Raw genomic sequence first — 25,514 nt, 5'->3', positions numbered from 1 at the left:
TATGACCAAGTCCTCCCCGGTGAAGCCGCCACGGGTCCTCGCCGTTTCCAACCAGAAGGGCGGCGTGGGCAAGACGACGACGGCGATCAATCTCGGGACGGCCCTGGCCGCCATCGGCGAGAAGGTTCTGATCGTCGACATGGACCCCCAGGGCAATGCCAGCACGGGTCTTGGCGTTCCACGTGAAACCCGTCGGATCACCATCTACGATGTGATCGTCGATGGACGGTCCGTCCATGACGCGGCAGTGCCGACGGCCGTACCGGGGCTGCATATCATCCCCGCCGACGCCGACATGTCGGGCGTCGAGATCGAACTGAGCCAGGCCGATCGCCGCTCCTATCGCCTGCGCGACGCGCTCGCGTCCCAGGCCACGGAAGGCCATACCGGGTACGACTATGTGCTGATCGACTGCCCGCCGTCGCTGAACCTCCTGACCCTCAACGCCATGGCCGCCGCCGACGGAGTGCTCGTCCCGTTGCAGTGCGAGTTCTTCGCCCTGGAAGGGTTGACGCAGTTGATCAAGACGATCGAGATGGTCCGTCAATCGTTGAATCCGACCCTTGAGATCCAGGGTCTGGTCCTGACGATGTACGATCGCCGCAACGCCCTGTCGGGACAGGTCGCGGCCGACGTCCGCGCTCACTTCGGTGACAAGGTCTATGAGGCCGTCATCCCGCGCAACGTGCGGGTTTCGGAGGCACCGTCCTTCGGCAAACCGGTTCTGATCTACGATCTGAAATGCAGTGGCAGCCAGGCCTATCTGAAGCTCGCCAAGGAGGTGGTTGGTCGCGAACGCCGCCGCCTGGCCGCCTGACAACGATACGGAATCAAGAATTTGTCTGAACGTCAAAGAGGTCTGGGCCGCGGCCTGTCCGCCCTGATGGGCGAAGCGGTCGCCGAGCCTGTCTCGGTCGTGCCGGGCGCGCCGCTGCCCAGTGGCGTCACCTTCGTGCCGATCGAGAGCCTGAAGCCGAATCCGGACCAGCCGCGCAAGTCGTTCACCAAGGCCGAGCACGACGAACTCACCCACTCGATCCGCGCCAAGGGTGTTCTGCAGCCCATCCTGGTGCGTCAGCAGCCCGGCGAGGACGGGGTCTGGCAGATCGTCGCCGGCGAACGTCGCTGGCGTGCCGCCCAGGCGGCTCGCCTGACAGAGGTCCCCATCATCGTCCGCGAGATGGACGACCTGGAGGTGCTCGAAGTCGCCATCATCGAGAACGTCCAGCGGGCCGACCTCAACCCGCTCGAGGAGGCGGCCGCCTATGGCGTGCTGATGGAGCGGTTCGGCCGCACCCAGGACGCGGTCGCCGGCATCGTCGGCAAGTCGCGCAGCCATATCGCCAACACCCTGCGCCTGACCCAGCTGACGCCGGGCGCGCGCGAGCACGTCATAGCGGGTCGTCTGTCGGCCGGTCACGCCCGCGCCCTGCTGACGGCGAAGGACCCGGACGCCCTGGCCGATCAGGTTGTGGACCAGGGTCTGAACGTTCGTCAGGCCGAGGCCCTGGCCCGCAAGTCGCAGGACGAGCCGAAGCCGAAATCGGCCAAGGCTTCAGGCTCGCAGGGCGTTGCCTCGCCCGACATCGCGGCCCTGGAGCAGGATCTGGCGGATGCGCTGGGCATCAAGGTTTCCCTGGCGGACCGTGGCGGGAAGGGCGAACTGACCCTGTCCTACGCCAGCCTGGAACAGCTGGACGACCTCTGTCGCCGGTTGATGCGCGCCTGAGGCCGTCGTGTGCTAGGGTGAGGGCATGACCGACACGCCTGAAACCGCCTCTGAAGCCCTGAAACGGGTCCTCGCCGCCAAGAAGGCCGCTTCGCCCGGCCATGCCGCCATGAACGGCGGCAAGGGCGAGGAACGCGCCGCCGCCGCCAAGAGCGCCGCCCTGGCGAAGCCGGCGTTCCGCAAGGCGTCGAAGCGGGGCTGATCCTGGTCTCCTCCCCATCGCTCCGCGACAGGGAGGAGACCACGCTCCTTAAAGCCCCAGACGGCGAGCTCTCGCGGCGATTTCCAGCAGAAGACGTTCGGCAATCAGGTGCTCGGGCATGCCCGTCGTCTTGGTCGCCACATCTGCGGTATTGACGCTGTCCTGAACGACGTCGAGCTCGTCCAGCCTCCAGGCCCGGGCCTGACGCAGCATCTCGGCCTCCTGTTTCCAGAAGACGCCGGCGGCCTTGGTGGCCTCCTTGGCCCCCGCGCCCGAGCCCTGAAGCACATTGATGCGGCGCAGCTTGCCGAGATGGATCGAGGCGGAACGGACGGCCATGACGGCGCTCTCTCCCTCTGCCAGGGCGCGTCTCAGCCCGCCCTGGGCCGGGGCGGCGCGTCCGCCGAAGGCCTGGAGCGCGGCGTCTGACAGGGAGGCGTCGGCCTCGACGCCCAGATGGGCCTCCAGCTCCTCGACATCGATGGTCCGTCCGGAGCCCGGGCCGACATAAAGGGCCAGCCGCTCGATCTCCTGACGCATCAGGCCGCGTTCGCGGGGCAGGCGGGCGACAAAGGCGGCCAAAGCGTCGGTGGTCAGTCCCACCTTGTCGACGGCCAGGGCCTCGCGCGTCATCCGGGCGATGTCGCCGGCCTCGTCCTCATAGACGGCGATGCCGACCGAGCCCTTGCCGGCCTCGGCCGCCTTGCGCAGGGCGGAATCGCGGCCGAGAGCACCCGCCTCGACCACCAGCATACAGTCGGGATTGAACAGGCCCTCGGCGTGGGCCTTCAAGGCGCCGGCAAGCAGTTTGTCGACAGAGGCCTTGTCACCGCCCAGTCGGACCCGGACCAGACGCCGCCCCCCGATCATGGAAAGCGCCGTCAGGGCCTCTTCCAGCCTGGCCTCGTCGCCGTCGATGTCCGTATCGGTCAGGAGCGTGACGTTGAACGGATCGTTCAGGTCCGGTGTGACCGCCTTGCACAGGATCCCGGCGCGTTCGGCCACGCCGGAGCGGTCCTTGCCGTGGATGACGGCGGCGCGGATCCCGGCGTCCGGCCTGGCCAGGAAGCGGTCCACCTCGGGCCGCTTGGCCAGGATCATCGGGCCAGACTCATTGGCTGGACAGAGCCCGCAACAGGTCGATGCGGATCAACCGGGCCAGTTCGGCGGCCGCGCGATCCTCGCCATCCTGCTGGGCCGCGATGGCGGCATAGGGCTGGTCGGCGGCGGCATAGGTGGTGGTGACGGTTTCCGTTCCGGTCAGCGGCGCGCCACCCGAGACCGGTGTCAGGGTCCAGGCGCCGCGCACGGTCAGCTCATAGCGGGTCGCCGTGTCGTCGATCCGGCGGCCCAGCGGGCGACGGTTCTGCTGCGTCACGGTCTCGAGCCGATAGAGGGGCGCGGCGTTGCCGTTCCAGCCCAGGGCGTCCTCGAGCTGTTCGCGCAGCCGGTAGCCGAGGCGGTCGTCCTGGGCCGCTACGGAAATCCGGCTCAGTGACGGCGAGCCGCCCGCATCCCCGTACAGCGGCGTGAATCCGCACCCGGCCAGGAGCAGGGAGGCGGCCGCCAGCGCTGACAGGCTGCGGACCGACATCTCAGCCGGCCACCAGGTTGACGATGCGGTCGGGCACGACGATCACCTTGCGGATCGATTGCGAGTTGGCTTCCAGATAGGCCTGAACAGCCGGATTGGCGAGCGCCTGGGCCTCGACCGCTTTCGCGTCGGCCCCGCGCGGCATCGTGATCTCGCCCCGGCGCTTGCCGTTGATCTGGATGGGCAGGACGACTTCATCGTCGGCCGCCAGGGCCGGGTCGAACACGGGCCACGGCGCATCGAGCACCATTCCCGCCTCGCCCAGACGCGTCCAGCCCTCTTCGGCGACGTGCGGGGTAAACGGGGCGACAAGTCGGGCCAGGGCCGACAGGGCCTGGTGCCGCGCCTTGCCAGAGGCTCCGTCATGGTCACGGATGGTGGCGACCAGGGCGTAGAGTTTGGCGATGGCGGAGTTGAAGCGGAAGCCTTCGACGCCCTCGGACACGGCCTTGATGGCCTTGTGCGTCTCTTTCAGCAGCAGGGCGTCGGCGGCCGGATCGCCCGCAGCGTCGGCGTCGTAGCCATCGAACAGGGTCCAGACGCGCTGGACGAAGCGGCTGGCACCCTCGACGCCGCCAGGGGTCCACTGGACGTCGCGCTCGGGCGGACTGTCGGACAGGACGAACAGGCGGCCGGCGTCAACGCCGTGCGAATCCAGGATTTCCTGGGGCGCGACGACGTTCTTCTTCGATTTCGACATCTTCTCGATGTCACCGATGACCAGGGTCTCGCCGGTCGAGCGTTGTTTCGCCGAGCGATTGCCCGCCTCGTTGGTCAGGTCGACATCGGTCGGCTCGACCCAGGCACCATCGGCACGGCGATAGGTCTCGTGGACCACCATCCCCTGGGTGAACAGGCCCGCGAAGGGTTCCTTGACCGACAACATGCCGGCGTCGGACAGGGCGCGGGTGATGAACCGGGCGTAGAGCAGGTGCAGGACCGCGTGCTCGACCCCGCCGATATACTGGTCCACGGCCAGCCAGCGGTCGGCGGCGTCCTTGTTGATCGGCTCGGCCGCCGTCGGGTCGGTGAAGCGGGCGAAATACCAGCTGGAATCGACGAAGGTGTCGAGCGTGTCGGTCTCGCGCGTCGCATCGGCGCCGCAGGACGGACATTTGACGTGTTTCCACGTCGGGTGCCGGTCCAGTGGATTGCCGGGCACGTCGAAAGTCACGTCGTCAGGCAGGATGACCGGCAGCTGGCCGGTCGGAACCTCGACCACGCCACACGAGGGGCAATGGACGATGGGGATGGGGCAGCCCCAGTAGCGCTGGCGGCTCACACCCCAGTCGCGCAGGCGATAGATGGTCGCGCCCTTGCCCTGTCCGGCGGCCTCGATCTTCGCGATGGCGGCCGCCTTGGCGTGCTCGACGTCCATTCCGTCGAGGAAGCCGGAGTTGAAGATCCGGCCCGGCCCGACATAGGCCTCGGTTCCGATCTCGACGCTGTCCGCGTCATCGGGCTTCACCACCGGGGTGACGGGCAGGTCATATTTCCGGGCGAAGTCCAGGTCGCGCTGGTCGTGGGCAGGACAGCCGAAGATGGCACCCGAGCCATAGGTCGAGAGGACGAAATTAGCGGCCCAGACGGGCAGGGTCCTGTCGGGATCGAAGGGGTGCCGGACGAGGACGCCGAGGTCTACGCCCAGCTTTTCGGCCTTTTCGATATCGGCCTCTGACGTTCCGGTCTGGGCGCAGGCCTTCACGAAGGCCGCGACGTCCGGTCGGTGTTCCGCGATCGCCTTGGTCAGGGGGTGGTCCGGGGCCAGAGCGATGAAGCTGGCACCGAACAGGGTGTCGGGCCGGGTCGTATAGACCTCAATCGGATCGCGCGCGTGGTTCGGCTCGCCCTCCGGCGAGGCCGGAAGGAAGGCCGGAGCCTCGGCAATATCCCACCACAGGGTCGCCCCCTTGGACTTGCCGATCCAGTTCTCCTGCATCAGCCGGACTTTTTCGGGCCAGCGATCCAGGGTCTTAAGGCCGTCGATCAGGTCGTCGGCATAGTCGGTGATGCGCAGGAACCACTGGTTCAGCTTGCGCTTCTCGACCAGGGCACCCGAGCGCCAGCCGCGGCCGTCGATGACCTGCTCATTGGCCAGGACGGTGTTGTCGACCGGGTCCCAATTGACCGTCCCGTCCTTGCGATAGACCAGACCGCGCCGATACAGCTCCAGGAACCAGGCCTGCTGCTTGCCGTAGTATTCCGGGTCACAGGTAGCGAACTCTCGCGACCAGTCCAGCGACAGGCCCAGTAGCTTCAACTGGGCGCGCATCGAGGCGATGTTGTCGTAGGTCCAGCCCTTGGGGTGGATGCCGCGCTCCATGGCCGCGTTTTCGGCCGGCATGCCGAAGGCGTCCCAGCCCATCGGGTGGAGGACGTCGAAGCCCTGAGCCCTCTTATGGCGAGCGACGACGTCGCCCATCACATAGTTGCGGGCGTGACCCATGTGGATGTTCCCCGACGGATAGGGAAACATTTCAAGGACATAGTATTTCGGACGGCCGGTGTCCCGGGCGACGAAGGCGTCAGCGTCGGCCCAGCGCGCCTGCTGGCGCGGTTCGGCGGTCCTGGGGTCGTAGCGGGTCGGGGTGGAAGACACGGGAATCCTGGGAGCGAGGGGCGAATTCCCCCGCGCTCAACTAGCCCGAAGGGCGGCGGCGCCCAAAAGAAAAAGTGGGCCCTGGCCCCCGTGCCCAAGCAGCCCGAAGGGCGACAGCGCCCAAAGACTGCGTCGACGTCAGCCGGCGTTGGACAGGTTGAGCTGGCGCGCCTTGGTCAGGATCGCGTTTTCCAGATCGGCCTCGGTCTGGCCGGACACGGGAGAGACGGTCCACTCGCCGTCGGCGCCGCGGACTTCCTTGGTGACCGTGACGTTCAGGGCGTCGGCGCGCAGACGGGTGTCGAGAATGAAGACGGTCGCCTTGAAACGCTCGTTCGGCGTCTGCGGATTGACGTACCAGTCATAGTTCACGACGCCGCCCCACGGATCGGCGGTCAGAAGCGGCATGAAGCTGAGGGTGTCGAGGGTGGCGCGCCACAGATAGGCGTTCACGCCGATCCCGGTCTGGGCCGCCGTGGCGCGAGGGGTCGAACCGCCCGAGAAGGGCAGGCCGCCGCAGGCGGAAAGGAGCAGACCGCCCGTGACCAACATCGTGGTCGCCAGGACCGTCTTGCCGCGAACAAAACCCATCGAACGTCGTCTCCCTTGGGTGCTGACCTGCCGTTCCCGTTGCGGGCGGCGGGCGCAAAGGCGCGCGGTCCTCGACCGATCACCAGGCGCGGCTCTATAACACGCCCAAAAGGGGCGATGACAAGGCAATCTGGACCGGCGTAGCCGTCCGTATGCGGCACCCCGACGCGAATTGCACCCCGGGGAGCGATTCCCCAGCCCGGCGAACACCTTCCCGCCGCCTTCCCGTGATGCTTGCGCCACAGGCGGAGGCAAGAGTCCATGGAACCGGCCTCGTTCGGCCTCGTTGCGTTGACCGGGCGGACTACCGGTGTCTAATCGCGTGGTCCACGGCGGAAACGCCGGGTTCAGGAACAAGGGTCCGGCGAGAAACGTCGGGTCGAAGGGTTGGAAATGCGTCTGTCGGCGATCTTCGCTGCCTCTCTCGGTCTTGTGGCTCTCATGGGAGTCGCGGGCGAAGCTTCTGCGCAATCGCGTTCGCGCGTGCCGGCCGTGACCCTTGCCGAGGCCTCCAACGCCCAACGCTCGACTCTCCCGGCCGCGCCGCGTCGCGGCCTGCGCTGGAACGAGAACGGCCGCTGGGGCCTCGATTTCAACCTGAACCAGCCTGTCGGCCGTGAAGCCGAATGGGGCGATGTCGAAGCCGGAGCCTACTACCGCCTGTCGCCACGCCTGCGCGTCGGCGCTGCGGCCGGCCTGGCCACGCCCGAACAGGATCCGGCCCGCGCCCCCGAGACCGACCGCCGCGCCCAGCCGCGCGTGCGTCTGGAAACCCTGTTCCGCTTCTAGAGCCTGATCGGCTGAGGAGGAATCGCTTCGCGATTCCGCTGATGCCGTGAATCAGGCTCCAGATTGAAGCGAGAGCATGATTCACGCTTCATGCCGGACCCGCGAAGCGGGTCCACCAGAAACGATCATGCTCTAGAGCGCGAACGCCTTCGCTATTCCGCCAATCGCCGCCAGGCCAGACGCGCCTGATCCCTGCAGTTCGCCTGCATTTGCGGCAGAGACGCCGCCCAGGGCGATGACGCGCGGTTGACCCGTCGAAACTGCGGCAAGGGCGTCGACGCCCAGGGCCGGCCTGTCCGCCGAAACCCCGCCCGCTGGAAAGACCGGCGAGAGGACGACGGCATCGAGATCACGGGCGGCCCGCGCGGCCTCCACCGAATGGACGGCTCCGGTCAGGATCCAGTCCGGCCGCCGTCCCGACAGGGCATAGGCGGCCGACAAGGCCCGGTCGGGCAGATGCAGGCCGTCGGCACCGACCCGGTCCGCCAGGTCCGCGTCGAGCCCGATCAGCAGCGCCATACCGTGCTCCCGGGTCACGGCGCGAAGCCGTTCGGCGGTTTCCAGCGCGTCCGGGGCCCCGAACGACCGGTAGACCACCCCCGACCCCGCCGGCATCCGCGCTGCGATCTCCCAGGGCCTCGGGGTCCGCTCCGGGTCGGTAAACAGCAGCATCGGCGGGACCCGCGACCGCACGCCCCCCCTGACAGCATCAGCCGCGCGGGCTAAGGCCTGAGCCACGGCCCATAGCCGGGCTCCCTCTTCCGTCGTCTCCGGAAACTCCATGGCCGCCTCATCCCCCGCTTCGACTGCCGCGTCCACCGCAGAGACCTTCGCCGCCCGACTGGAGCCGATCCGGGCGCGCATTGCGGCGGCGGCGCGGGTGGCGGGCCGCGACCCGGCCGCGATCACCCTGACCGCCGTCTCCAAGACCCAGCCGGACGAGGCCATCGACGCCGCCCTCGCTGCGGGACTGCGGGTGTTCGGCGAGAACCGGGTGCAGGAGGCGCAGGGCCGCTGGACCGACCGCCGTCCCGCCCTGCCCGATCTCGAACTCCGCCTGATCGGCCCGCTCCAGTCCAACAAGGCCGAGGACGCCGTCGCCCTGTTCGACGTCATCGAGACCCTCGACCGCCCCAAATTGGTCGGCGCCCTGGCCTCGGCGTCGCAGAAGATCGGCCACGCGCCCCGCCTGTTGGTCCAGGTGAACACGGGCGAGGAAGACCAGAAGGCCGGGGTCGCTCCTCGCGACGCTGACGCCCTGATCGCCGCCGCACGCGCCGCGGGCCTGATCGTCGAGGGCCTGATGGCCATTCCTCCCGCCGACGAGGAGCCGATCCTGCATTTCGGGCTTCTGGCCCGGATCGCCGAACGCAACGGGCTGAAGGTCCTGTCCATGGGGATGAGCGCCGACTACGAGGCCGCCATCCGGCTCGGTGCGACTCACGTGCGCCTCGGATCGGCCCTGTTCGGGGAACGAAACCCTGCTTTCGCGCCGTCCAGCGTCTGATTTCGCGTCAAATTCAGCCACCGCCTTGGCGTTTGGCTCCAGCCTCGCCATTCTAGACAGATGCCCCCAGCCAAGACCCTGCTCATCATCGACGACGACGACGACCTGCGTGAGGCCCTGGCCGAGCAGCTGGCGCTGCACGAGGAATTCAGGACCGTCCAGGCCGCGACGGCCACAGAGGGCGTTCGCCTGGGGCGAGAAATCCGCGCCGACCTGATCCTGCTCGATGTCGACCTGCCCGACATGGACGGCCGCGAGGCCTGCCGGTTGCTGCGCAAGGACGGTGTCTCGACCCCCGTCATCATGCTGACGGCCCAGGACTCGGACGCCGATACCGTGCTCGGCCTCGATAGCGGGGCTAACGACTATGTGACCAAGCCCTTCCGCTTCGCCGTCCTTCTGGCCCGTATCCGCGCCCATCTGCGCAGCCACGAACAGTCCGAGGACGCTGTCTTCCAGATCGGGCCCTATTCCTTCCGTCCCGCCGGCAAGGTCCTGATCGACCCCAAGGGCAAGAAGATCCGGCTGACGGAGAAGGAAACCAACATCCTGAAATACCTCTACCGCGCCGGGGCCAAGCCGGTGTCGCGTGAGGAGCTGCTGACCGAGGTCTGGGGCTACAACGCCGGGGTCACGACCCACACCCTGGAAACCCACATCTATCGGCTGCGCCAGAAGATCGAGCCCGAGCCCGGGCAGGCGCGGCTACTGCTGACCGATGGGGGCGGGTATCGGCTGCAGCCGTAACTACGGGTATTGCTGGCGGGCGTGAAGCAGGCGCAGGATTCGGATCGCCTCGGGCTGTACGGCGTAGATGAGGATATAGTTGGGGTGAACGACCGCCTCGCGTGTCCCCGGTTCGCGACCTGATCGGTAGACGTATGGGCCGGTTCCCAGTTTGTCGGCCGCATCGAAGATTAAATCGGTCATCCGGTCGGCTGCCGCTGGATTGTCTTGCGCGATGAACGTCGCCATCGCCTCGACATCCTCCAAAGCCTTCGCCGACCACCGGACGGGTAGTGTCATCCCGCTTTCTTGAGACCGGCGATCCTCGCCTTCACGCGAGCCACGACCTCGTCATGCGCCACGTCCGGGCGAGTATCGGCAAGCGCTTCCTGCACCTTGGCGCGGAACCAGGCGTCGTAGGCTTCAGCCTCTTCGGTCGAGGCGAATTCGGATTCGATCGGCGACAGGGCTGGCATGGTGGAAAGATGCGCTCGCGTCTCTGCGCGCGCAAGTCGGCCGCCTCACACGTCCAGATCGACCGTGATCGGGCAGTGATCCGAGGGCTGTTCCCAGGCCCGCACCGGCTCGTGGATGATGGCCGACCCGGGTACGACGGCGGGCGTCAGGCCCGGAGACGTCCAGATGTGGTCGAGGCGCAGGCCGCGCTGCGACACGCGGAAGTCCTGGGCGCGATAGCTCCACCACGAGGCCAGCTTCTGCGGTTCCGGCCAGGCGTCGCGGACCACGTCGGCGAAACCCCCGGCCGCCTGCAGCCGGTTCAGGGTCTCGATCTCGAGTGGGGTGTGGCTGACGATCTTCGACATATAGCGGTGGTTCCAGACATCGAACTCGCTTGGCGCGATGTTGAAGTCGCCGCACATCAACAGGCGTGCCGAACGATCCTGACCCGCGATCGCCGTGGTCAGCTGCTCATAGAAATCCATCTTGTGATCGAATTTCGGGTTCAGCTCGCGGTCCGGCACGTCACCGCCGGCCGGGATGTAGAAATTCTGGATGTCGACACCCGCGACCCGGGCCGAGACGCAGCGGGCGTGACCCAGTTTGCAGGCCTGGAGGGTGTCGGAATGTTCGATCGGCAGGCGTGAGGCGATGGCGACGCCGTGCCAGCCCTTCTGGCCCGCGATCTTCAGGTGCGGCATGCCCATCTCGACGAAGGCGTTCCGCGGGAACTGGTCCTCCAGGCATTTGATTTCCTGCAGGCACAGGACGTCGACGTTCGCCTCGGTGACGAAGCGCGCGACCTGGTCGATGCGCAGGCGGACGGAGTTGATGTTCCAGGTGGCGACACGAAGCATGAGCCCCGTCTAGCGGAAGCGCGCCCGCGCTCAAGCAGCGAGCCGCCGCGCGGCGGGCAATCGCGCCAGAAAGATGCAAAAAACCCCCGACGCGCGGCGCCGGGGGTGAAGGTTGTTTCTCTCTCGCCGCCGTCGGGAGGGGATGATGTCCGAGGGGGCAGGAGCGGCCGCCGCCGTCCTGTGCTCAAAGTGTCACGCCATACAGAAATAGTCAAATCCGGGTTGAGCGCGATTGCCTGTGGTCGCCCGAACACAGTTGACGATTCGTGACCTGGTCAGTTGCGACCCGGGCGACGGGTCGGATCGGTCAGGCGAAACAGGCTCGAGGCCAGTCCGGACGCCGGCGTCAGGGTGGTGAGCTGGGTGCGGGTGCGCCCGCCCTGCGCGTCCGTAATGGTCCACTCCTGCAGCCGCAGCGGGCTGCCGGAGAAGGCCAGGATGACCGAGCCCTCGTTCGGGCGACGCTCGTCACGGGCGGTGATGGCGAAGGCACCGGACTGCATGCGGGTGATGCGGTCGATCCGCACGCCCTGATCGAGGCGCACATTGCGCGCGAGGAAGGTCGACAGAGGCGTCATGCCCAGAGGCACCTGGCGGAAGACGTTCAGGCGCGGGTCATAGCGTTTGACGTTGTCGCCGTCCGATACGACCAGCAGGCCTGCCGGGTTCGTGTATTCGAACCGCATCCTGCCCGGACGCTGCAGCCAGAAACGGCCCTCGCGGCGCTGTCCGCCCGCGCCCGTCTCGACGAAACTACCCTGGGCCGAGCTCAGGCTCTGCAGATAGGTCTGGGCCGTGGCCAGGGTAGCGCGGTCCTCGGCCGACAGGGCGATCTGGGCAGTTGCGGGCAGGGCGGCCCCCATGCTGGTCAGGCCGGCGATGGCGGCGAGGCCGAAACCGAGGTCTCTGCGGGACAGGGTCATGGTCGTCTTTCTCCCTTCGCCATCCTCCGGCTTGACCGGGGAACGGGACGATTTTCGAGTGGGCCGTTCTGAAGGGTTCAAGCGGCCTCGTGATGACGGCAGCTAGACCTTATTCAGGCGGCGGGATGAAGCCCTGTTCAGGTCGAAAGGTTCCCGAGACCATCAGGTCATGAACCGACTGGCCAGAAGGCCGGACAGGTTGAACATCAGATGGGCCAGCACGCCAGGCAAGATACGGCCGGTACGGAAGCGCAGCCAGCCGAGCACCAGGCCCAGTGGGAAGGAGTAGGCGACCTGCCAAATCGCCTCCGGCGTCAGGCGATAGCTATGGTAGCCGAAATGGCTGACGGCAAAGAGCAGGGCGGAGCCGATGACAGCAAGCCGGCCGCTGGATGTCGACAGGCGCTTGAAGGCCTCGAACACCACGCCCCGGAACAGAAATTCCTCGGCCAGCAGTCCGAACACGAGGAAGCCGAGCACGGCCGTTCCGGGCAGGACGGGGCTGGAGGCGCCTCCAGCCACTGCCGCGGCGGCGATGGCGGTCAGGACGGCGCCGAGCCCCATGCCCAGGGCGAGGCTGCTGCGCCACGGCGCGGGCTCGGCCGGCCGGGCGACGAGGGCGAGAAACAGCAGGCCGCAGACGACGAACGACGCAGGCCTGGCCAAAATCCCGTCGACCCACGGCTGACCCAAGGGCGCGGTGAGATGGAGCAAACCCCGATCGCACATGAACAGCATGAAGGGCGAGACGATCGTGACGACCGCCAGCCCGATCAGGCTTCCCCTCGCGCGAACCATCACGCCATCGGCGGCGGACCCGCCAGGATGTCGCGCTTGCCCGCGTGGTTGGCGGCCGAGACGACGCCTTCCTGTTCCATCCGTTCGATCAGCGAGGCAGCGCGGTTGTAGCCGATCTGCAGACGGCGCTGGACGTAGGAGGTCGAGGCCTTGCGGTCGCGGGTGACCACGGCCACGGCGCGGTCGTAGAGGTCGTCGCCGCTGGAGGCCCCACCCCCCTCGTCGAACGCATTGTCACCGTCGCCGTCCGGATCATCGGTGATCAGGTCGAGATAGTCCGGCTCGGCCTGGCTGCGCAGGTGTTTGCAGACTTCTTCGACCTCCTGGTCCGTCACGAACGGGCCGTGCAGGCGTGTGATCCGGCCGCCGCCGGCCATATACAGCATATCGCCCTGGCCCAGCAGCTGCTCGCCGCCCTGCTCGCCCAGGATGGTGCGGCTGTCGATCTTGGAGGTGACCTGGAAGGAGATCCGGGTCGGGAAGTTGGCCTTGATGGTGCCGGTGATGACGTCGACCGACGGCCGTTGCGTGGCCATGATCAGGTGGATACCGGCGGCGCGGGCCATCTGGGCGAGGCGCTGGACGGCCCCCTCGACATCCTTGCCGGCGACCAGCATCAGGTCGGCCATCTCGTCCATGACCACGACCAGATAGGGCATGGGCTCGGGCCGGATCTTCTCGGACTCGAACACCGGACGGCCCTGGTCGTCGAAGCCGGTCTGGACCGTACGTTCGAAATGTTCGCCTTTCGCTTGAGCTTCGCGGGCGCGCTCGTTGTAGCTGGCGACGTTGCGGACGCCGAGCTTGGACATCCGGCGATAGCGGTCCTCCATCTCGCGCACCGTCCATTTCAGGGCGACGACGGCCTTCTTCGGATCGGTGACGACGGGCGCCAGCAGATGAGGAATGCCGTCATAGACCGACAGCTCCAGCATCTTGGGGTCGATCATGATGAAGCGGCATTCGGCAGGCGACAGCCGGTACAGGATCGACAGGATCATGGCGTTGACCCCGACCGACTTGCCCGAACCGGTGGTGCCCGCGATCAGCAGGTGCGGCATCCGCGCAAGATCGGCCACATAGGGGTCGCCGCCGATGGTCTCGCCCAGGGCCAGCGGCAGGATGTGGGCCGGCTTGCCGTATTCGGACGAGGCCAGCAGGTCCCTCAGATAGACGGTCTCGCGCTTCAGGTTCGGCAGTTCGATGCCGATGGCGTTGCGGTTCGGCACGACCGAGATGCGACAGGCGCGGGCGCTCATCGAGCGGGCGATGTCGTCGGACAGGGCGACGACGCGGCCGTGCTTCACCCCGGGCGCGGGGACCAGTTCGTACAGGGTGACGACGGGGCCGGGGCGGATCTGGTCGATCACCCCCTTGACCCCGAACTCGGCGAGGACGCCTTCCAGCATCCTGGCGTTCTGCTTCAGGGCCGTCTCGTCGACCATACCCACGCGGGCCTGGGGCTTGGCCAGCATGCCGAGCGGCGGCAAGGAGAAGTCGCCTTCTGGCCGTACGAAGTCGAACACGGCCTGGTCGTCGTCGAGCGTCTTCTTCGAGGATTTGGCGGGCTTGGGCGCGGCGACCTTGATCTCGTTCTCGGCCGCGCGGGGGGCCGGGGCGACGGGACCCGGTTCCTCCCAGGGCAGGGGGGCCTCGATGTCCGCCTCGTCGTCGAGCGGCATCTCCAGACGGGTCGCGCGACGGGGGGTGCGGGCGGGCGCGGCCCCGGCATCCGGTTCGGGGCGGGCCGGGCGGCGGCGGGCGGTTTGGGGCGCGGCGGCCTCGGACTGACGACGCAGGCCAGAGGCCCAGGCGACGCCCTCGGCGAAGTCGGACAGGCGCAGACCGACGGCGTAGCCGCAGGCCCACAGGCCGAAGGCGAGGAAGGCGATGCCGCCGATGATGCTTCCGCCGGGCACGCCGAGGGCCTGGAAGCCCGTATCGACCAGGCCGATGACCCCGTCGCCCCACAGGCCGCCGAGACCGGCTGCCAGAGGCCAGGCGGTCGGCGCAGCCAGGGCCGAGAGGGCGGCGGACAGGCTGAGCACCCCGCCCGAGGCGGCGAGCGCCTTCAGCGGCGTGGGCTTGAGGCGTTGCCGGATCGCGTCGCCGATGGCGGCGGCCAGGCCGAAGGCGACGGTCAGGGCGGCGGCCGGCCAGGCAGCGAGGCCCAGCGACTGCATGAAGAGGTCGGCGAACAGGGCGCCGTTGGCTCCCAGCCAGTTGGTCGGGGCGGCGGATGAGGCGGCGTTCAGGCTCGGATCAGCCGGATTCCACGACACCAGGGCGACGACCAGCAGGGTGGCCAGCAGGGCCTGAAGCACGCCGCGAAAACGCACCATAAAGGGTGCGTCCCAGATCATGAGGACGCCCAGAATGGCGCGCTGGCTGATGGCAAGGGCTGCGGACATGCAGGGGCTCCGGACGGTCCTGGAGTCCAGTGTCGCAGGCCCAGGGTTAAGGGGCTGTTTACCTCGAAGAGGAGGCAGTCGGTCATAGGCAGCAGGCAGTAGGGATTTCGTCGCAGGCGGCCACCGCGCGAGCCGGCCTCCAATCTGCTACTGCCTACTGCCTACTGCCTACTGCCCGAGCTTGATCATGGTCTCTCCCCACACCCACGATGTCATCATCGCCGGCGCCGGCCTGGCGGGGGCGACGTTCGCGCTCGCGGCGGCGCGAGGCGGGCTGACGGTCGTCCTGATCGATCCCCAGCCGTTTTCGGCCCAGTTGGCCCCGACGTTCGACGGCCGGTCGACGGCCATCGCATACTCGACATTCCGGATGCTGGACGCCCTGGGTCTCGGCGAAGGGCTGCGGCCGCACGCCTGCCGGATGGACCGGATTCTGGTCACCGACGGCCGGCGGCCGGGCGCGGCGTCGAAACCCGCCTCGCCCGCCTTCCTGCGCTTCGACGCCGACGAGATCGGCGACACCAACGGCGGCGAGCCGCTCGGCTATATGGTCGAGAACCGGCGTATCCGGGTCGCCCTGGCCGAGGCGGTCGAGACCTCCGGCATCGATCTCCGCACGCCCGGTTCGGTGGTCGCGGTCGAACAGACGAACCCGGCCGCGCGGGTGACCCTGGCCGACGGCTCGATCCTCAGCGCCCCGGTGGTCGTCGGCGCCGAGGGGCGCGGCTCGAAGGTGCGCGAGGCCGCCGGGATCGAGACGGTCGGCTGGGGCTATGGTCAGTCGGGCGTGGTGGCCACGGTCCGGCTCGGCCGCGACCACGGCAATGTCGCCCACGAATATTTCCTGCCGGGCGGCCCGTTCGCCATCCTGCCCCTGGCCGAACAGCGCGCCAGCCTGGTCTGGACCGAGACCACCAAGGCGGCCGAAGCCCTGAAGGCCTGTCCGGACGAGGCCTTCCAGTCGCACCTGACCCGTCGCTTCGGCGAGTTTCTCGATGGAGCCACCCCGGAGGGGCCGCGCTTCGTCTATCCGCTGTCGCTGGAGCTGGCGACGAAACTGACCGCCCCGCGGACGGCCCTGATCGGCGACGCAGCCCACGGCGTCCATCCCGTGGCGGGCCAGGGCCTCAACATGGGGCTGAAGGACGCCGCCGCCCTCGCCGAGGTCCTGATCGAGGCGATGCGGCTGGGCGAGGACATCGGTTCGGCAGTGGTGCTGGATCGCTACGCCCGCTGGCGCCGGTTCGATAATGTGGCGCTTGCGGCGGGGTTCGACGGCTTCGTGCGGCTGTTCTCCAACGACATCGCGCCGGTGCGGCTGGCCCGCGACCTCGGCATGGCTGCCGTCAACCGCATCGCCCCGCTGCGCCGCGCCTTCATGCGCGAGGCCGGCGGCGCGACAGGGGATCTGCCGAAGCTGTTGCGGGGCGAGCTGGTCTAAAGTCCTCCCCCGTCGGGGGAGGTGGCTCGGAGCGAAGCGGAGAGACGGAGGGGCTCACCCCGGACGCCGGCGTTCGCGGTTGGCCCCCTCCACCCCTTCGTGGTTCCCCTACCCCGAGGGGGGAGGATTGCTAGTCCAGCGACCGCGCTTCTTCCGGCAGCATGATCGGCACGCCGTCGCGGATCGGGAAGGCGAGTTTGGCGCCCCTGGAGATCAGCTCGTTGGCTTCGCGGTCATAGTCGAGCCGCCCGCGCGTGATCGGGCAGACGAGAACCTCGAGAAGCCTCGGATCAACCGACGACGGCGTGTGAAAAGCATCGCTCATTTTTGTAGAGGGCTACCGCTCGCGCCGCGGGCGCTTGCTGCTTGAGCCCATTCCCTGTGCGGATGTTGAGTTGCTGACCCTTACTGCATCGATGTCGGTGTGTCGCCGTCGCCCATCTCTGCGGCGTCGATGCGCATCAGGGTGGTCAGGACCTCGACACGGTCGTCGAGCGCGGGGGATTCCAGAAGGGCCTGTTTTTCGGCCGGTTCGAACGGCAGGGCCATGGACAGGCTGTTGATCAGGGCCTCCTGGGGCGCGGCCTCGGCGGTCTCCCAGTCGATCTCCAGCTGACGACGCTCGAGATAGTGTTTCAGCCCGGCGAGGAAGGCCGGACGGTCGAACGCCTCTCCCCCGTGCGGCGCCGACAGGTCGGCCTCGAACGGGGCGAAGGCGGCGCGGACCTGGCGATAGGGGGCCTGGCTCGGCAGTTCGGTCGTCACACGGAAGCGGGCGATCCCGGTCAGGGTGATCAGATAGCGGCCGTCCGAGGTCTCGGCGAAACTGGTGATCCGTCCGGCGCACCCGACCGCCGACAGGCTGGGCAGCTGGGCCGAGCCGCCGGTCGGCTGGATCATGCCCAGCATCCGCTCGCCGGCCATGGCGTCGTCGATCATGTTCAGATAGCGCGGCTCGAAGATGTTCAGCGGCAGCTGACCGCGCGGCAAAAGGATGGCCCCCGGCAGGGGAAAGACCGGGATCACCTGCGGCAGGTCGACGACCTTTACATAGCCCTGGGCCATCGAACGTCCTTCAGGAAAACAGAATGGAGGACAGGCGGCGGCGGCCGTCCTTTGCAATGTCGGACGACAGACCGGCGGCCTCGAACACCACCAGCAACTGCTTCCTCGCGGCCTGGTCGTTCCACTCGCGATCGGCCGCCACGATGTCGAGCAGACCGTTCGCCGCGCCCTTCAGATCGCCCTCGGCCGCCTGGGCCAGGGCCAGGTCATAGCGGGCCTGATGATCGTTCGGGTCGGCCTTCACCCTGGCCTCAAGGGCGGCGGTCTCGCCGGTCGGGGCGCTCGACGACAGGGCCAGCTGGGCGCGGACCGTGACGACCGAGGGTTCGGTCGAATCCTGCGGGGCCATGGCGATGGTCTGGCGCGCCTGATCGGCGTCGCCTCCGGCCAGATAGACCCGCGCCATGCCGGCGATGGCCTTCTGGTTCTCCGGCTCCATGGTCAGGACGTGAGCGAAGGCCTGGGCCGCGCCGCCGAAATCATCGAGGCCCAGCGATTCCTCGCCGAGCGACAGCAACTGTTCGACGTCGGTGTTGACGCCTGCGCCGCCCGACAGTTTCTCGATGAAGGCCTTGATCTGGCTTTCCGGCACCGCGCCCTGGAAGCCGTCGACCGGCTGGCCGTCGACGAAGGCGTAGACGGTGGGGATCGACTGGACCTTCAGCTGTCCGGCGTAGGCGGGGTTCTTGTCGACATCGATCTTGACCAGTTTGACTGATCCGCCGGCCGCCCGGACCTGTTTCTCGAGCGCCGGGGTCAGGGTCCGGCAGGGGCCGCACCATGTGGCCCAGAAGTCGACGATGACCGGCTGGATCCTCGACTGGGCGATCACGTCGTCCATGAAGCCGGCGTCGGAGCCGTCCTTGATCAGGTCGTCGGCGGAGGTCTGGGGATCGGCGAGGCTCATTGGATCTCTTTGCAGCGTGTGGCGGGTAACGCGGTAGGGCTCAGATGGTCGCGGGGACGGCTGGCGGCAAGTCGCCAGAGTCGTCGCTGGAGAAATCCACGACCAGCGGCTCGCGCCCGATCTCGTCCATGAAGCGCCGGAACGCCGCCTGCGTCAGGGCCGTCGTCGCTGTATTGGTCAGGGGGTGGAAGTTGACGATGTCGGCCTCCCACAGCCGCTGGTCGATGACAAAGGTCACCCGCCGATCGACGTCATTGATCAGCCCCAGCGCCGTGACCGAGCCCGGCCGTACGCCGAGGGTGTCCCACATCAGGGTCTCGTTGCCGAACGACACCCGGTCCGAGCCGATGGTCCGGGGCGCGGCCTTCAGGTCGATGACCGTGTCCTGACGCGCCGAGATCAGCCACAGCCGCCCCTTCTTGTCCTTGAGGAACAGGTTCTTGGTGTGGGCACCGGGCATGGCGGCCTTGATCTCGTGACCCTCGTCAACCGTGAAGACGGCCGGATGGTCATGGGTCGTCTGCTCGATCCCATGCCCGGCCATCCAGGCCAGCAGGCGGTCGCGATCATAGGCTGGTTGAGTGGTCATGCTCGGCCGGGCTAGGAGTGATCCACCTCGATACCGCCCGGAGCGTCGCCTTGGAACTGGAATGCTACCCCATGTCGGCCCGGCCGCCGGATCTGGTGCCCGGGCGCCAGTCGCGGAACTGGATGGACGCCTTCGTCAGCCGGCATCCCTATCGCTGCCTGCCCCTGACCATGGCCAACACCACGGGGTGGGAGATCCTGTGTCCCTTCACCTTCACGGCCGAGTGGAACGGCGGACCGTCCCAGGCTGACATCACCATCACGCCCGAACGGCCCCAGCCAGAGCTGGACCATTTCGTCACCTCGCACTTCTCGCGTGGCGTCCTGACCATGCACCCCCAGTATCTGTTCCGCACGCCGCCCGGCTGGGGGATGATCTGCGGGGGATCGCCCAACCATATGAAGGACGGGATCCAGCCCCTGGTTGGGCTGATCGAGACCGACTGGCTGCCCTTCCCCTTCACCATGAACTGGCTGTTCACCCGCCCGGGCCGCGTCAAGTTCGAGCGCGGCGAGCCCTTCTGCTTCATCCACCTGGTCGAGCACCGCAAGATGGAGGCGGTCCAGCCGGTGATCCGCACGCTGGAATCCAACCCGGTGATGAAGGGCCAGTTCGAGGCGTGGAACCGCCAGCGCACCGATTTCAACACCCGCCTGGCCTCGGGCGACCCCGACGCGGCCAAGGAGGCCTGGCAGCGGTTCTATTTCAAGGGCGAGATCCCTGAGGCGCTTGGAACGGCACCGGACACCCACGCGAACAAGCGCAGGCTGAAGGGGCCGCGGGTCGGCTAACGCAGGCTCGGACGTTCGGCCGGCGGTGTGGCGCGACGCGCCTCGAGCAGGGCGCTCAACAGCAACAGGCCGATACCGAGGTCCAGCGTCGCGTCGGCCGCGTTGAAGATCCAGTTGAAGCCGATCTCGGTCGCGTCGATGAAGTCCACGACGGCGCCGACCGAGAGCCTGTCGATGCCGTTTCCGACGGCTCCGGCCATAATCAGGGCCAGGCCGAAGACCGTCAGCGGCCGAAACGACCGTGTCAGGATGACGTAGAGCAGCAGGCCCGCCACCGCGAAATTGGCGGACATCAGAAACCAGCGCGTCGCCTCGCCGATGACGGGCGTCAGGCCGAAGGCGTTGCTTTGATTGAAGCTGAGGGTCAGGTCGATCGGTCCCGGTAGGGCCAGATGCCCGCCAGCGTGTCTCAGCGTCCCTACCGCCCACCATTTCGTGGATTGATCGACCACGACCGCGAAGGCGGCCATGAGCAGTGCGCTGATCCTGAGACGACGATCCATACCCGCACCTTAGCCATGTCGACGTTCCGGGGAAGCTAGTCCTTCGCCAGGATCGCCTCCAGCCCCTCGCGCCAGGACGGATAGGCGGGTCGCCAGCCCAGTTCGGCCTTGGCCCGGGCGTTCGAGATCCGTTTCGAGTCGAGATAGAAGCGCCGCATCGCTTCGGACACCGACGGGTCGGTCCAGTCGACCTCGGGCGGCTGGGGCAATCCCATGCGTCGGGCCGCGTCGGCCATCACCACATCGACCGGCGACGGCGCGTCATCGGTGAGGTTGTAGGCGGCGCCCGGTCTCGGCTGCGCCATCGAGGCGAACAGGCCGGCGACGGCGTCCTCGACAAAGATCCGGTTGAAGATCTGGCCGGGCTTCCTGACGATCCGGGCCGTGCCGTCCCGCAGGCGATCCACCACCGACCGGCCGGGGCCGTAGATGGCCGGAAGGCGGAACACCTGCACCGTCAGACCCATGCCGCGTCCGGCGTCGAACCAGTCCGCCTCGGCCCGAACGCGACGCGCGCCCTCCAGGCTGGCGGCGTTGAGGGCGTCGTCCTCGAACACCCAGCCGCCGTTCCGGTCGCCATAGACGGCGGTCGAGGAAACATAGCCGATCCAGTCGGGATAGGCCTGGGCCTCCGCCAGGGCAGGCAGGAGGACCTTTGCCCCGGGGCAACCGTGGCCTTCAGGCGGAGCGGTCACGAGGATGGCGGAGGCCTGAGCGACTGCGGCCGCCAGGGCCGTCGCGTCTGCAGGATCGACACCGGTGATCCCGTCGGCCTCAAGCCCGGTCCGGCGGTCCGGGTCACGCGAGGTGGCGGCGACCGCCATCCCGCGCTGCCTCGCCCCGGCGAGCACGGCCCGACCGAGGTAGCCGGCGCCGAAGACAAGCAACGAGCCTCGCGCCATTTCCGGGATCAGCCGACCCGCGCCTTGGCGGGCGGGGGGGCGGGCGTCGGAGTGGCCGTCGGTTCCGGCGCGTTGCGCAGGGCCTCGGCCCGCTTGCCGTTCCAGGCGGAGACGCAGGGAATCTTGGTCCGGTCGGCGCGGTCGGCGTAGCGCCGCGCGATGTCCGTCACGTCCGCCATCAGCCCCTCGGCCAGGGTGATCGGCTTCAGCCCCAGATCGCGGAACTGGTCGTTGGCGACGACCAGCTCGTTCTCGTCGGCCTCGAGACGGGGATTGGCGACATTGTGGACCTCGGCGCCCGTCATCCCGGCGACCATGGCGGCCAGGTCGCGGACCCGGCGGCTCTCGGTCATCTGGTTCAGGATCTTGACCCGTTCGCCCTTCTCCGGCGGGTTTTTCAGCGCCAACTCGACGCAGCGCACCGTGTCCTGGATGTGGATGAAGGCCCGGGTCTGGCCGCCCGTGCCGTGCACGGTCAGGGGATAGCCGAGCGCACCCTGCATCAGGAACCGGTTCAGGACGGTGCCGTAGTCGCCGTCATAGTCGAACCGGTTGATCAGCCGCTCGTCCTGTTTCGTCTCTTCGGTCTGGGCACCCCAGACTATGCCCTGGTGCAGATCGGTGATCCGGACCCCGTCGTTCTTGGCGTAGAACTGGAAGAGGAGCGCGTCCTGGGTCTTGGTCATGTGATAGATCGAGCCCGGGTTCGGCGGGAACAGGATCTCCTGCTCGGTCGGTCCGAAGTCGGTCTGGACGGTGACCTTCAGATAGCCTTCCGGAATGCGCAGCCCGGCGGTGGTGTAGCCATAGACACCCATGGTCCCCAGATGCGCCAGGTGGACGTCCAGCCCGCTCTCGACGATGGCGGCCAGCAGGTGGTTGGTGGCGTTGATATTGTTGTCGACGGTGTAAAGCTTGTGCCGCGCCGATTTCATCGAATAGGGGGCGGCCCGCTGCTCGGCGAAATGGACGACCGAATCGGGTTTCTCGTCCCTGATCAGGGCCACGAGCCGGTCGAACTCCTTGCCGACCGTCATGTTGACGAAACCGATCTCCCGCCCCGAGATCTCCTTCCACGCGGCGATGCGCTCGCCCATGGTCCGGATGGGGGTCAGGGACTGGACCTCGAGCTCGTTGTCGATGTTCCGGCGGCTCAGGTTGTCGACGACGATCACGTCCCAGCCGCGCGCGGACAGATGCAGCGCCGTCGGCCAGCCGCAGAAGCCGTCGCCGCCCAGAACCAGTACCTTCATCGCGTCTTTTCCTCCGCCCCGGGACCTTGCCTAGCCGAAGCCGGGGGTCGGAGCAAAGCGGAGGCGTTGATCAGAGCAGGGGCGTTATCGCCGCACGCGCCGCAGCGCCGAGACCTGCATGCTTCAATCCGTAAGCGACATTGGCCCGCAGGAGCCCTACCGGATCGCCACAGTCGAAGGTCGTCCCTTCGTATTCCAGCGCGTGGAAATCCCTGACCTTCATCAGCCGGGCCATGGCGTCCGTCAGCTGGATCTCGCCTCCCGCCCCCGTCTGCTGGTCGGCCAGAAGGGGAAAGATGTCGGGCGTCAGCACATAGCGGCCGGAGATGAACAGGTTCGACGGCTCGGTCCCCAGCGGCGGCTTCTCAACCATCCCGGTCATCCGGTTGAGCCGGCCCTCGCGGCCGTCGAGGGCCACGATGCCGTATTTGTGGGTCTCGCCCTCGGGTGCCGGCTCGACCACGACGACGTTTCCGCCGATCTTCTGGTGCGCGTCGATGGCCTGTTTCAGCGCCGGCCTGTCGGCCATCATCAGCATGTCGGCCAGCATGACGGCGAAGGGCTCGTCGCCGATCAGATCGCGGGCGCAGAAGACCGCGTGGCCCAGACCCAGCGGGGCCATCTGGCGGACGAAGCTCATTTCGCCGGGCTTGGGCAGGTCGGCGACAACCGACATCAGGATGTCGTCCTTGCCCTTGGCCTTCAGGATTGCCTCGATCTCGTAGGCGTGGTCGAAATAGTCCTCGATCGAGCCTTGGCCGCGCCCCACGACGAAGATGATGTGCTCGATGCCCGAGGCGCGAGCCTCGTCCACGATATGCGCCAGGATCGGCCGGTCGAACACGTTCAGCATGTTCTTGGGCGTCGTCTTGGCGGCGGGCAGGACGCGGGTGCCCAGACCGGCGACGGGCAGGACGGCCTTGCGGACGCGGGACGACGACGAACTCATGATGGCTCCCAGATAGCGGCGCGCAGGCTAGCGCGCGCCGCGAGGTTTCGCAGCCCCAGGGGCGCGATTTCGCTATTCGACCGTCACCGACTTGGCGAGGTTGCGCGGCTGATCGACGTCGGCACCCTTTACCACGGCCACGTGATAGGCCAGCAGCTGGATCGGGGCGGACATCACGAGCGCCGAGATCAGGGGGTCGCAGGCCGGGGCCGTGACCACGACCCTGGCGCCCGCCGGGGCGTGTTTGGCGCCCTCAGGGTCGGTGATGAAGACCACCTGGCCGCCGCGCGCCATGACCTCGCTCATGTTCGAGGCCGATTTCTCGAACCAGGAATCATAGGGGGCCAGGATGATGATCGGCGTCGCCTCGTCGACCAGGGCGATGGGGCCGTGCTTCAGCTCGCCGGCGGCATAGCCTTCGGCGTGGATATAACTGATCTCCTTGAGCTTCAGCGCGCCCTCGAGGGCCAGGGCCGACATCGGACCGCGGCCGAGATAGAGGACATCCCTGGCCTTGGCGATTTCGACGGCGATGTCCTTCAGCGCGTCTTCCAGGCCGATGGCCTCGGAGATCAGGCGTGGTGCCTCCAGCAGGACGCGGACCAGCCGCTGCTCCTCGACCGCGTCGATCCGGCCGCGCGCCCGGGCGGCGGCGATGGCGATGGCGATCATGACCGAGACCTGGGCTGTGAAGGCCTTGGTCGAGGCGACGCCGATCTCGGGTCCGCAATGGATCGGCCAGACGACGTCGGCCTCGCGGGCAATGGTTGATTCCGTGGCATTGACGATGGCGGCCGTCTGCATCCCCGCCTCGGCGCAGTGGCGAAAGGCGGCCAGGGTGTCGGCGGTCTCGCCCGACTGGCTCATGGCGATGGCCAGGGCGTTGGGGCGGAGCGCCGGCTGGCGATAGCGGAACTCCGAGGCGATCTCGACGTCCACCGGCAGGTCGGCCAGCTGTTCGATCAGGTACCGGCCGATCATCCCGGCGATCCACGACGTGCCGCAGGCGACGATCTGGATCCGGTCGATGGCGGCGAAATCCACGCCCTGCACCGTCGTGCGATCAGTCAGGGTGTCGACATAGGCGGCGATGGTGCGCTGGCACCCCTCCGGCTGGTCATGGATCTCCTTTTCCATGAAATGCCGGTAGTTGCCCTTCTCCATCAGGACGGCGGAGGCGGGCACGATCTTGATCGGCCGCTCGACCGCCTTGCCCGAGCCGTCGAAGATGCGGGCCCCGCCGTGGGTGGCGATGGCGTAGTCGCCGTCTTCCAGATAGGTGATCCTGTTGGTGAACGGCCCCAGGGCCAGGCCGTCCGAGCCGATGAACATCTCACCGTCGCCGTGACCGACGGCCAGGGGCGGGCCGTTGCGGGCCGCAAGAATGACCTCGTCCTCGCCCGAGATCAGGACGCACAGCGCAAAGGCACCCGACAGCCGGTCCAGCGTCGCCTTGAAGGCCTCGAGCGGCGACAGGCCGGTCGCCAGCTCCGAATCGAGCAGGTGGGCGACCACCTCGGTGTCGGTCTGGGACGAGAAGACGCGACCGGCGGCGATCAGTTCGGCCTTCAGCTCGGCGAAATTCTCGATGATGCCGTTGTGGACCACGGCGACGCGCCCGGTGATGTGGGGGTGGGCGTTGGCCTCGGTCGGCGCCCCGTGGGTGGCCCAGCGGGTGTGGCCGATGCCGGTGGTGGCCTCCAGCGGGTTCTCCGCCAGCACCTTTTCCAGCTCTTTCAGCTTGCCGGGCGCGCGACGGCGCTCCAGCACCCCGTTGACCTGGGCGGCGATGCCGGCCGAGTCATAGCCCCGGTACTCCAGCCGCTTCAGGCTTTCGATCAGGCGATCCGAGACCGGCCGGATTCCGACGATGCCGATGATGCCGCACATTCCAGGTCGCTCCAGCCACAGGGTCGTCTACGGCCGAGG

General features: G+C 67.8%; 28 protein-coding genes. 8 read left to right on the top strand and 20 right to left on the bottom strand.

Annotated features, from left to right (window positions below; genetic code table 11):
* The first annotated feature begins 1 nt into the window (after window position 1).
* From ACW18A_RS15135 to ACW18A_RS15125, 3 genes are read left to right on the top strand one after another with little or no spacing between them, the layout of a single operon-like run.
* Window positions 2-817 (top strand): ParA family protein, encoded by an 816-nt coding sequence (locus ACW18A_RS15135; protein ID WP_492022532.1) that lies wholly within the window; start codon window positions 2-4, stop codon window positions 815-817.
* Window positions 818-838: 21 nt separating this feature from the next.
* Window positions 839-1,729, top strand: coding sequence for a ParB/RepB/Spo0J family partition protein (locus tag ACW18A_RS15130; RefSeq protein WP_492022531.1), 891 nt, complete (start codon window positions 839-841; stop codon window positions 1,727-1,729).
* Between the two features lie 25 nt (window positions 1,730-1,754).
* Window positions 1,755-1,931, top strand: coding sequence for a hypothetical protein (locus tag ACW18A_RS15125; protein ID WP_492022530.1), 177 nt, complete (start codon window positions 1,755-1,757; stop codon window positions 1,929-1,931).
* 48 nt (window positions 1,932-1,979) lie between these two features.
* On the opposite strand, the gene holA is transcribed toward ACW18A_RS15125, so the two are convergent.
* The 4 genes from holA to ACW18A_RS15105 form a co-directional block, all read right to left on the bottom strand.
* Window positions 1,980-3,032: a DNA polymerase III subunit delta gene (holA, locus tag ACW18A_RS15120; protein WP_492022529.1), complete on the bottom strand. Its 1,053-nt coding sequence runs from the start codon at window positions 3,030-3,032 to the stop codon at window positions 1,980-1,982.
* 10 nt (window positions 3,033-3,042) lie between these two features.
* Entirely contained in the window at window positions 3,043-3,525 is a 483-nt protein-coding gene (gene lptE, locus ACW18A_RS15115; RefSeq protein WP_492022528.1) for an LPS assembly lipoprotein LptE, read from the bottom strand.
* A gap of 1 nt (window position 3,526) precedes the next feature.
* On the bottom strand, window positions 3,527-6,124 hold the full coding sequence (gene leuS / locus ACW18A_RS15110) for a leucine--tRNA ligase (protein ID WP_492022527.1): 2,598 nt from the start codon (window positions 6,122-6,124) through the stop codon (window positions 3,527-3,529).
* A gap of 138 nt (window positions 6,125-6,262) precedes the next feature.
* Window positions 6,263-6,715 (bottom strand): DUF3576 domain-containing protein, encoded by a 453-nt coding sequence (locus ACW18A_RS15105; protein WP_492022526.1) that lies wholly within the window; start codon window positions 6,713-6,715, stop codon window positions 6,263-6,265.
* Between the two features lie 393 nt (window positions 6,716-7,108).
* On the opposite strand from ACW18A_RS15105, the gene ACW18A_RS15100 reads away from it, so the two are divergent.
* Complete coding sequence (locus tag ACW18A_RS15100) at window positions 7,109-7,504, top strand: NtrZ family periplasmic regulatory protein (protein WP_492022525.1); 396 nt, start codon at window positions 7,109-7,111, stop codon at window positions 7,502-7,504.
* 132 nt (window positions 7,505-7,636) lie between these two features.
* Here ACW18A_RS15100 and ACW18A_RS15095 read toward each other — a convergent pair whose 3' ends face one another.
* Window positions 7,637-8,176, bottom strand: coding sequence for a thiamine phosphate synthase (locus ACW18A_RS15095; protein WP_492022524.1), 540 nt, complete (start codon window positions 8,174-8,176; stop codon window positions 7,637-7,639).
* A 109-nt stretch (window positions 8,177-8,285) separates the two neighbouring features.
* Between ACW18A_RS15095 and ACW18A_RS15090 the strand changes: the two genes are divergently transcribed.
* Both ACW18A_RS15090 and ACW18A_RS15085 read left to right on the top strand, forming a co-directional pair.
* On the top strand, window positions 8,286-9,011 hold the full coding sequence (locus ACW18A_RS15090; protein ID WP_492022523.1) for a YggS family pyridoxal phosphate-dependent enzyme: 726 nt from the start codon (window positions 8,286-8,288) through the stop codon (window positions 9,009-9,011).
* A 60-nt stretch (window positions 9,012-9,071) separates the two neighbouring features.
* A complete protein-coding gene (locus ACW18A_RS15085; RefSeq protein WP_492022522.1) occupies window positions 9,072-9,758 on the top strand; it encodes a response regulator transcription factor in 687 nt (228 codons plus the stop codon).
* Here ACW18A_RS15085 and ACW18A_RS15080 read toward each other — a convergent pair whose 3' ends face one another.
* From ACW18A_RS15080 to ACW18A_RS15055, 6 genes are all read right to left on the bottom strand, one after another.
* Entirely contained in the window at window positions 9,759-10,037 is a 279-nt protein-coding gene (locus ACW18A_RS15080) for a type II toxin-antitoxin system RelE/ParE family toxin (RefSeq protein WP_492022521.1), read from the bottom strand.
* The gene (gene relB / locus ACW18A_RS15075; RefSeq protein WP_492022520.1) at window positions 10,034-10,213 is read right to left on the bottom strand and encodes a type II toxin-antitoxin system RelB family antitoxin; all 180 of its coding nucleotides are present in this window, start codon (window positions 10,211-10,213) and stop codon (window positions 10,034-10,036) included. The genes ACW18A_RS15080 and relB overlap by 4 nt, the downstream gene beginning before the upstream one ends.
* A 45-nt stretch (window positions 10,214-10,258) precedes the next feature.
* On the bottom strand, window positions 10,259-11,053 hold the full coding sequence (xth, locus tag ACW18A_RS15070; protein ID WP_492022519.1) for an exodeoxyribonuclease III: 795 nt from the start codon (window positions 11,051-11,053) through the stop codon (window positions 10,259-10,261).
* 275 nt (window positions 11,054-11,328) lie between these two features.
* Complete coding sequence (locus ACW18A_RS15065) at window positions 11,329-11,976, bottom strand: LolA family protein (RefSeq protein WP_492022518.1); 648 nt, start codon at window positions 11,974-11,976, stop codon at window positions 11,329-11,331.
* 162 nt (window positions 11,977-12,138) lie between these two features.
* Entirely contained in the window at window positions 12,139-12,774 is a 636-nt protein-coding gene (locus ACW18A_RS15060; RefSeq protein ID WP_492022517.1) for a CPBP family intramembrane glutamic endopeptidase, read from the bottom strand.
* On the bottom strand, window positions 12,774-15,185 hold the full coding sequence (locus tag ACW18A_RS15055; protein ID WP_492022516.1) for an FtsK/SpoIIIE family DNA translocase: 2,412 nt from the start codon (window positions 15,183-15,185) through the stop codon (window positions 12,774-12,776). The genes ACW18A_RS15060 and ACW18A_RS15055 overlap by 1 nt, the downstream gene beginning before the upstream one ends.
* A gap of 187 nt (window positions 15,186-15,372) precedes the next feature.
* Here ACW18A_RS15055 and ACW18A_RS15050 point away from each other — a divergent pair, with 187 nt between their 5' ends.
* Entirely contained in the window at window positions 15,373-16,626 is a 1,254-nt protein-coding gene (locus ACW18A_RS15050; RefSeq protein ID WP_492022515.1) for a UbiH/UbiF/VisC/COQ6 family ubiquinone biosynthesis hydroxylase, read from the top strand.
* A gap of 130 nt (window positions 16,627-16,756) precedes the next feature.
* Here ACW18A_RS15050 and ACW18A_RS15045 read toward each other — a convergent pair whose 3' ends face one another.
* The 4 genes from ACW18A_RS15045 to ACW18A_RS15030 form a co-directional block, all read right to left on the bottom strand.
* Window positions 16,757-16,951 (bottom strand): Trm112 family protein, encoded by a 195-nt coding sequence (locus ACW18A_RS15045; protein ID WP_492022514.1) that lies wholly within the window; start codon window positions 16,949-16,951, stop codon window positions 16,757-16,759.
* A gap of 80 nt (window positions 16,952-17,031) precedes the next feature.
* Entirely contained in the window at window positions 17,032-17,691 is a 660-nt protein-coding gene (locus tag ACW18A_RS15040) for an LON peptidase substrate-binding domain-containing protein (protein ID WP_492022513.1), read from the bottom strand.
* 10 nt (window positions 17,692-17,701) lie between these two features.
* Entirely contained in the window at window positions 17,702-18,598 is an 897-nt protein-coding gene (gene trxA / locus ACW18A_RS15035) for a thioredoxin (protein ID WP_492022512.1), read from the bottom strand.
* A gap of 40 nt (window positions 18,599-18,638) precedes the next feature.
* A complete protein-coding gene (locus tag ACW18A_RS15030) occupies window positions 18,639-19,187 on the bottom strand; it encodes a prolyl-tRNA synthetase associated domain-containing protein (RefSeq protein ID WP_492022511.1) in 549 nt (182 codons plus the stop codon).
* A 50-nt stretch (window positions 19,188-19,237) separates the two neighbouring features.
* Here ACW18A_RS15030 and ACW18A_RS15025 point away from each other — a divergent pair, with 50 nt between their 5' ends.
* Complete coding sequence (locus tag ACW18A_RS15025) at window positions 19,238-19,978, top strand: DUF6065 family protein (protein WP_492022510.1); 741 nt, start codon at window positions 19,238-19,240, stop codon at window positions 19,976-19,978.
* Here the strand turns inward: ACW18A_RS15025 and lspA are convergent.
* The 5 genes from lspA to glmS form a co-directional block, all read right to left on the bottom strand.
* On the bottom strand, window positions 19,975-20,481 hold the full coding sequence (lspA, locus tag ACW18A_RS15020; protein WP_492022509.1) for a signal peptidase II: 507 nt from the start codon (window positions 20,479-20,481) through the stop codon (window positions 19,975-19,977). The two genes, ACW18A_RS15025 and lspA, sit on opposite strands and share 4 nt — an antisense overlap.
* Window positions 20,482-20,516: 35 nt before the next feature.
* Window positions 20,517-21,383, bottom strand: a complete 867-nt coding sequence (locus tag ACW18A_RS15015) for a Rossmann-fold NAD(P)-binding domain-containing protein (protein WP_492022508.1) — start codon at window positions 21,381-21,383, stop codon at window positions 20,517-20,519.
* A gap of 8 nt (window positions 21,384-21,391) precedes the next feature.
* The gene (locus ACW18A_RS15010) at window positions 21,392-22,636 is read right to left on the bottom strand and encodes an NAD-dependent epimerase/dehydratase family protein (RefSeq protein ID WP_492022507.1); all 1,245 of its coding nucleotides are present in this window, start codon (window positions 22,634-22,636) and stop codon (window positions 21,392-21,394) included.
* Window positions 22,637-22,706: 70 nt separating this feature from the next.
* Entirely contained in the window at window positions 22,707-23,585 is an 879-nt protein-coding gene (locus ACW18A_RS15005; RefSeq protein WP_492022506.1) for a UTP--glucose-1-phosphate uridylyltransferase, read from the bottom strand.
* Window positions 23,586-23,657: 72 nt separating this feature from the next.
* Window positions 23,658-25,475, bottom strand: coding sequence for a glutamine--fructose-6-phosphate transaminase (isomerizing) (gene glmS, locus ACW18A_RS15000; protein WP_492022505.1), 1,818 nt, complete (start codon window positions 25,473-25,475; stop codon window positions 23,658-23,660).
* Between the last annotated feature and the right edge of the window lie 39 nt (window positions 25,476-25,514).

Source organism: Brevundimonas sp. AVps5 (assembly GCF_058681515.1).
This window is presented reverse-complemented; position numbering and strand designations above follow the sequence as displayed.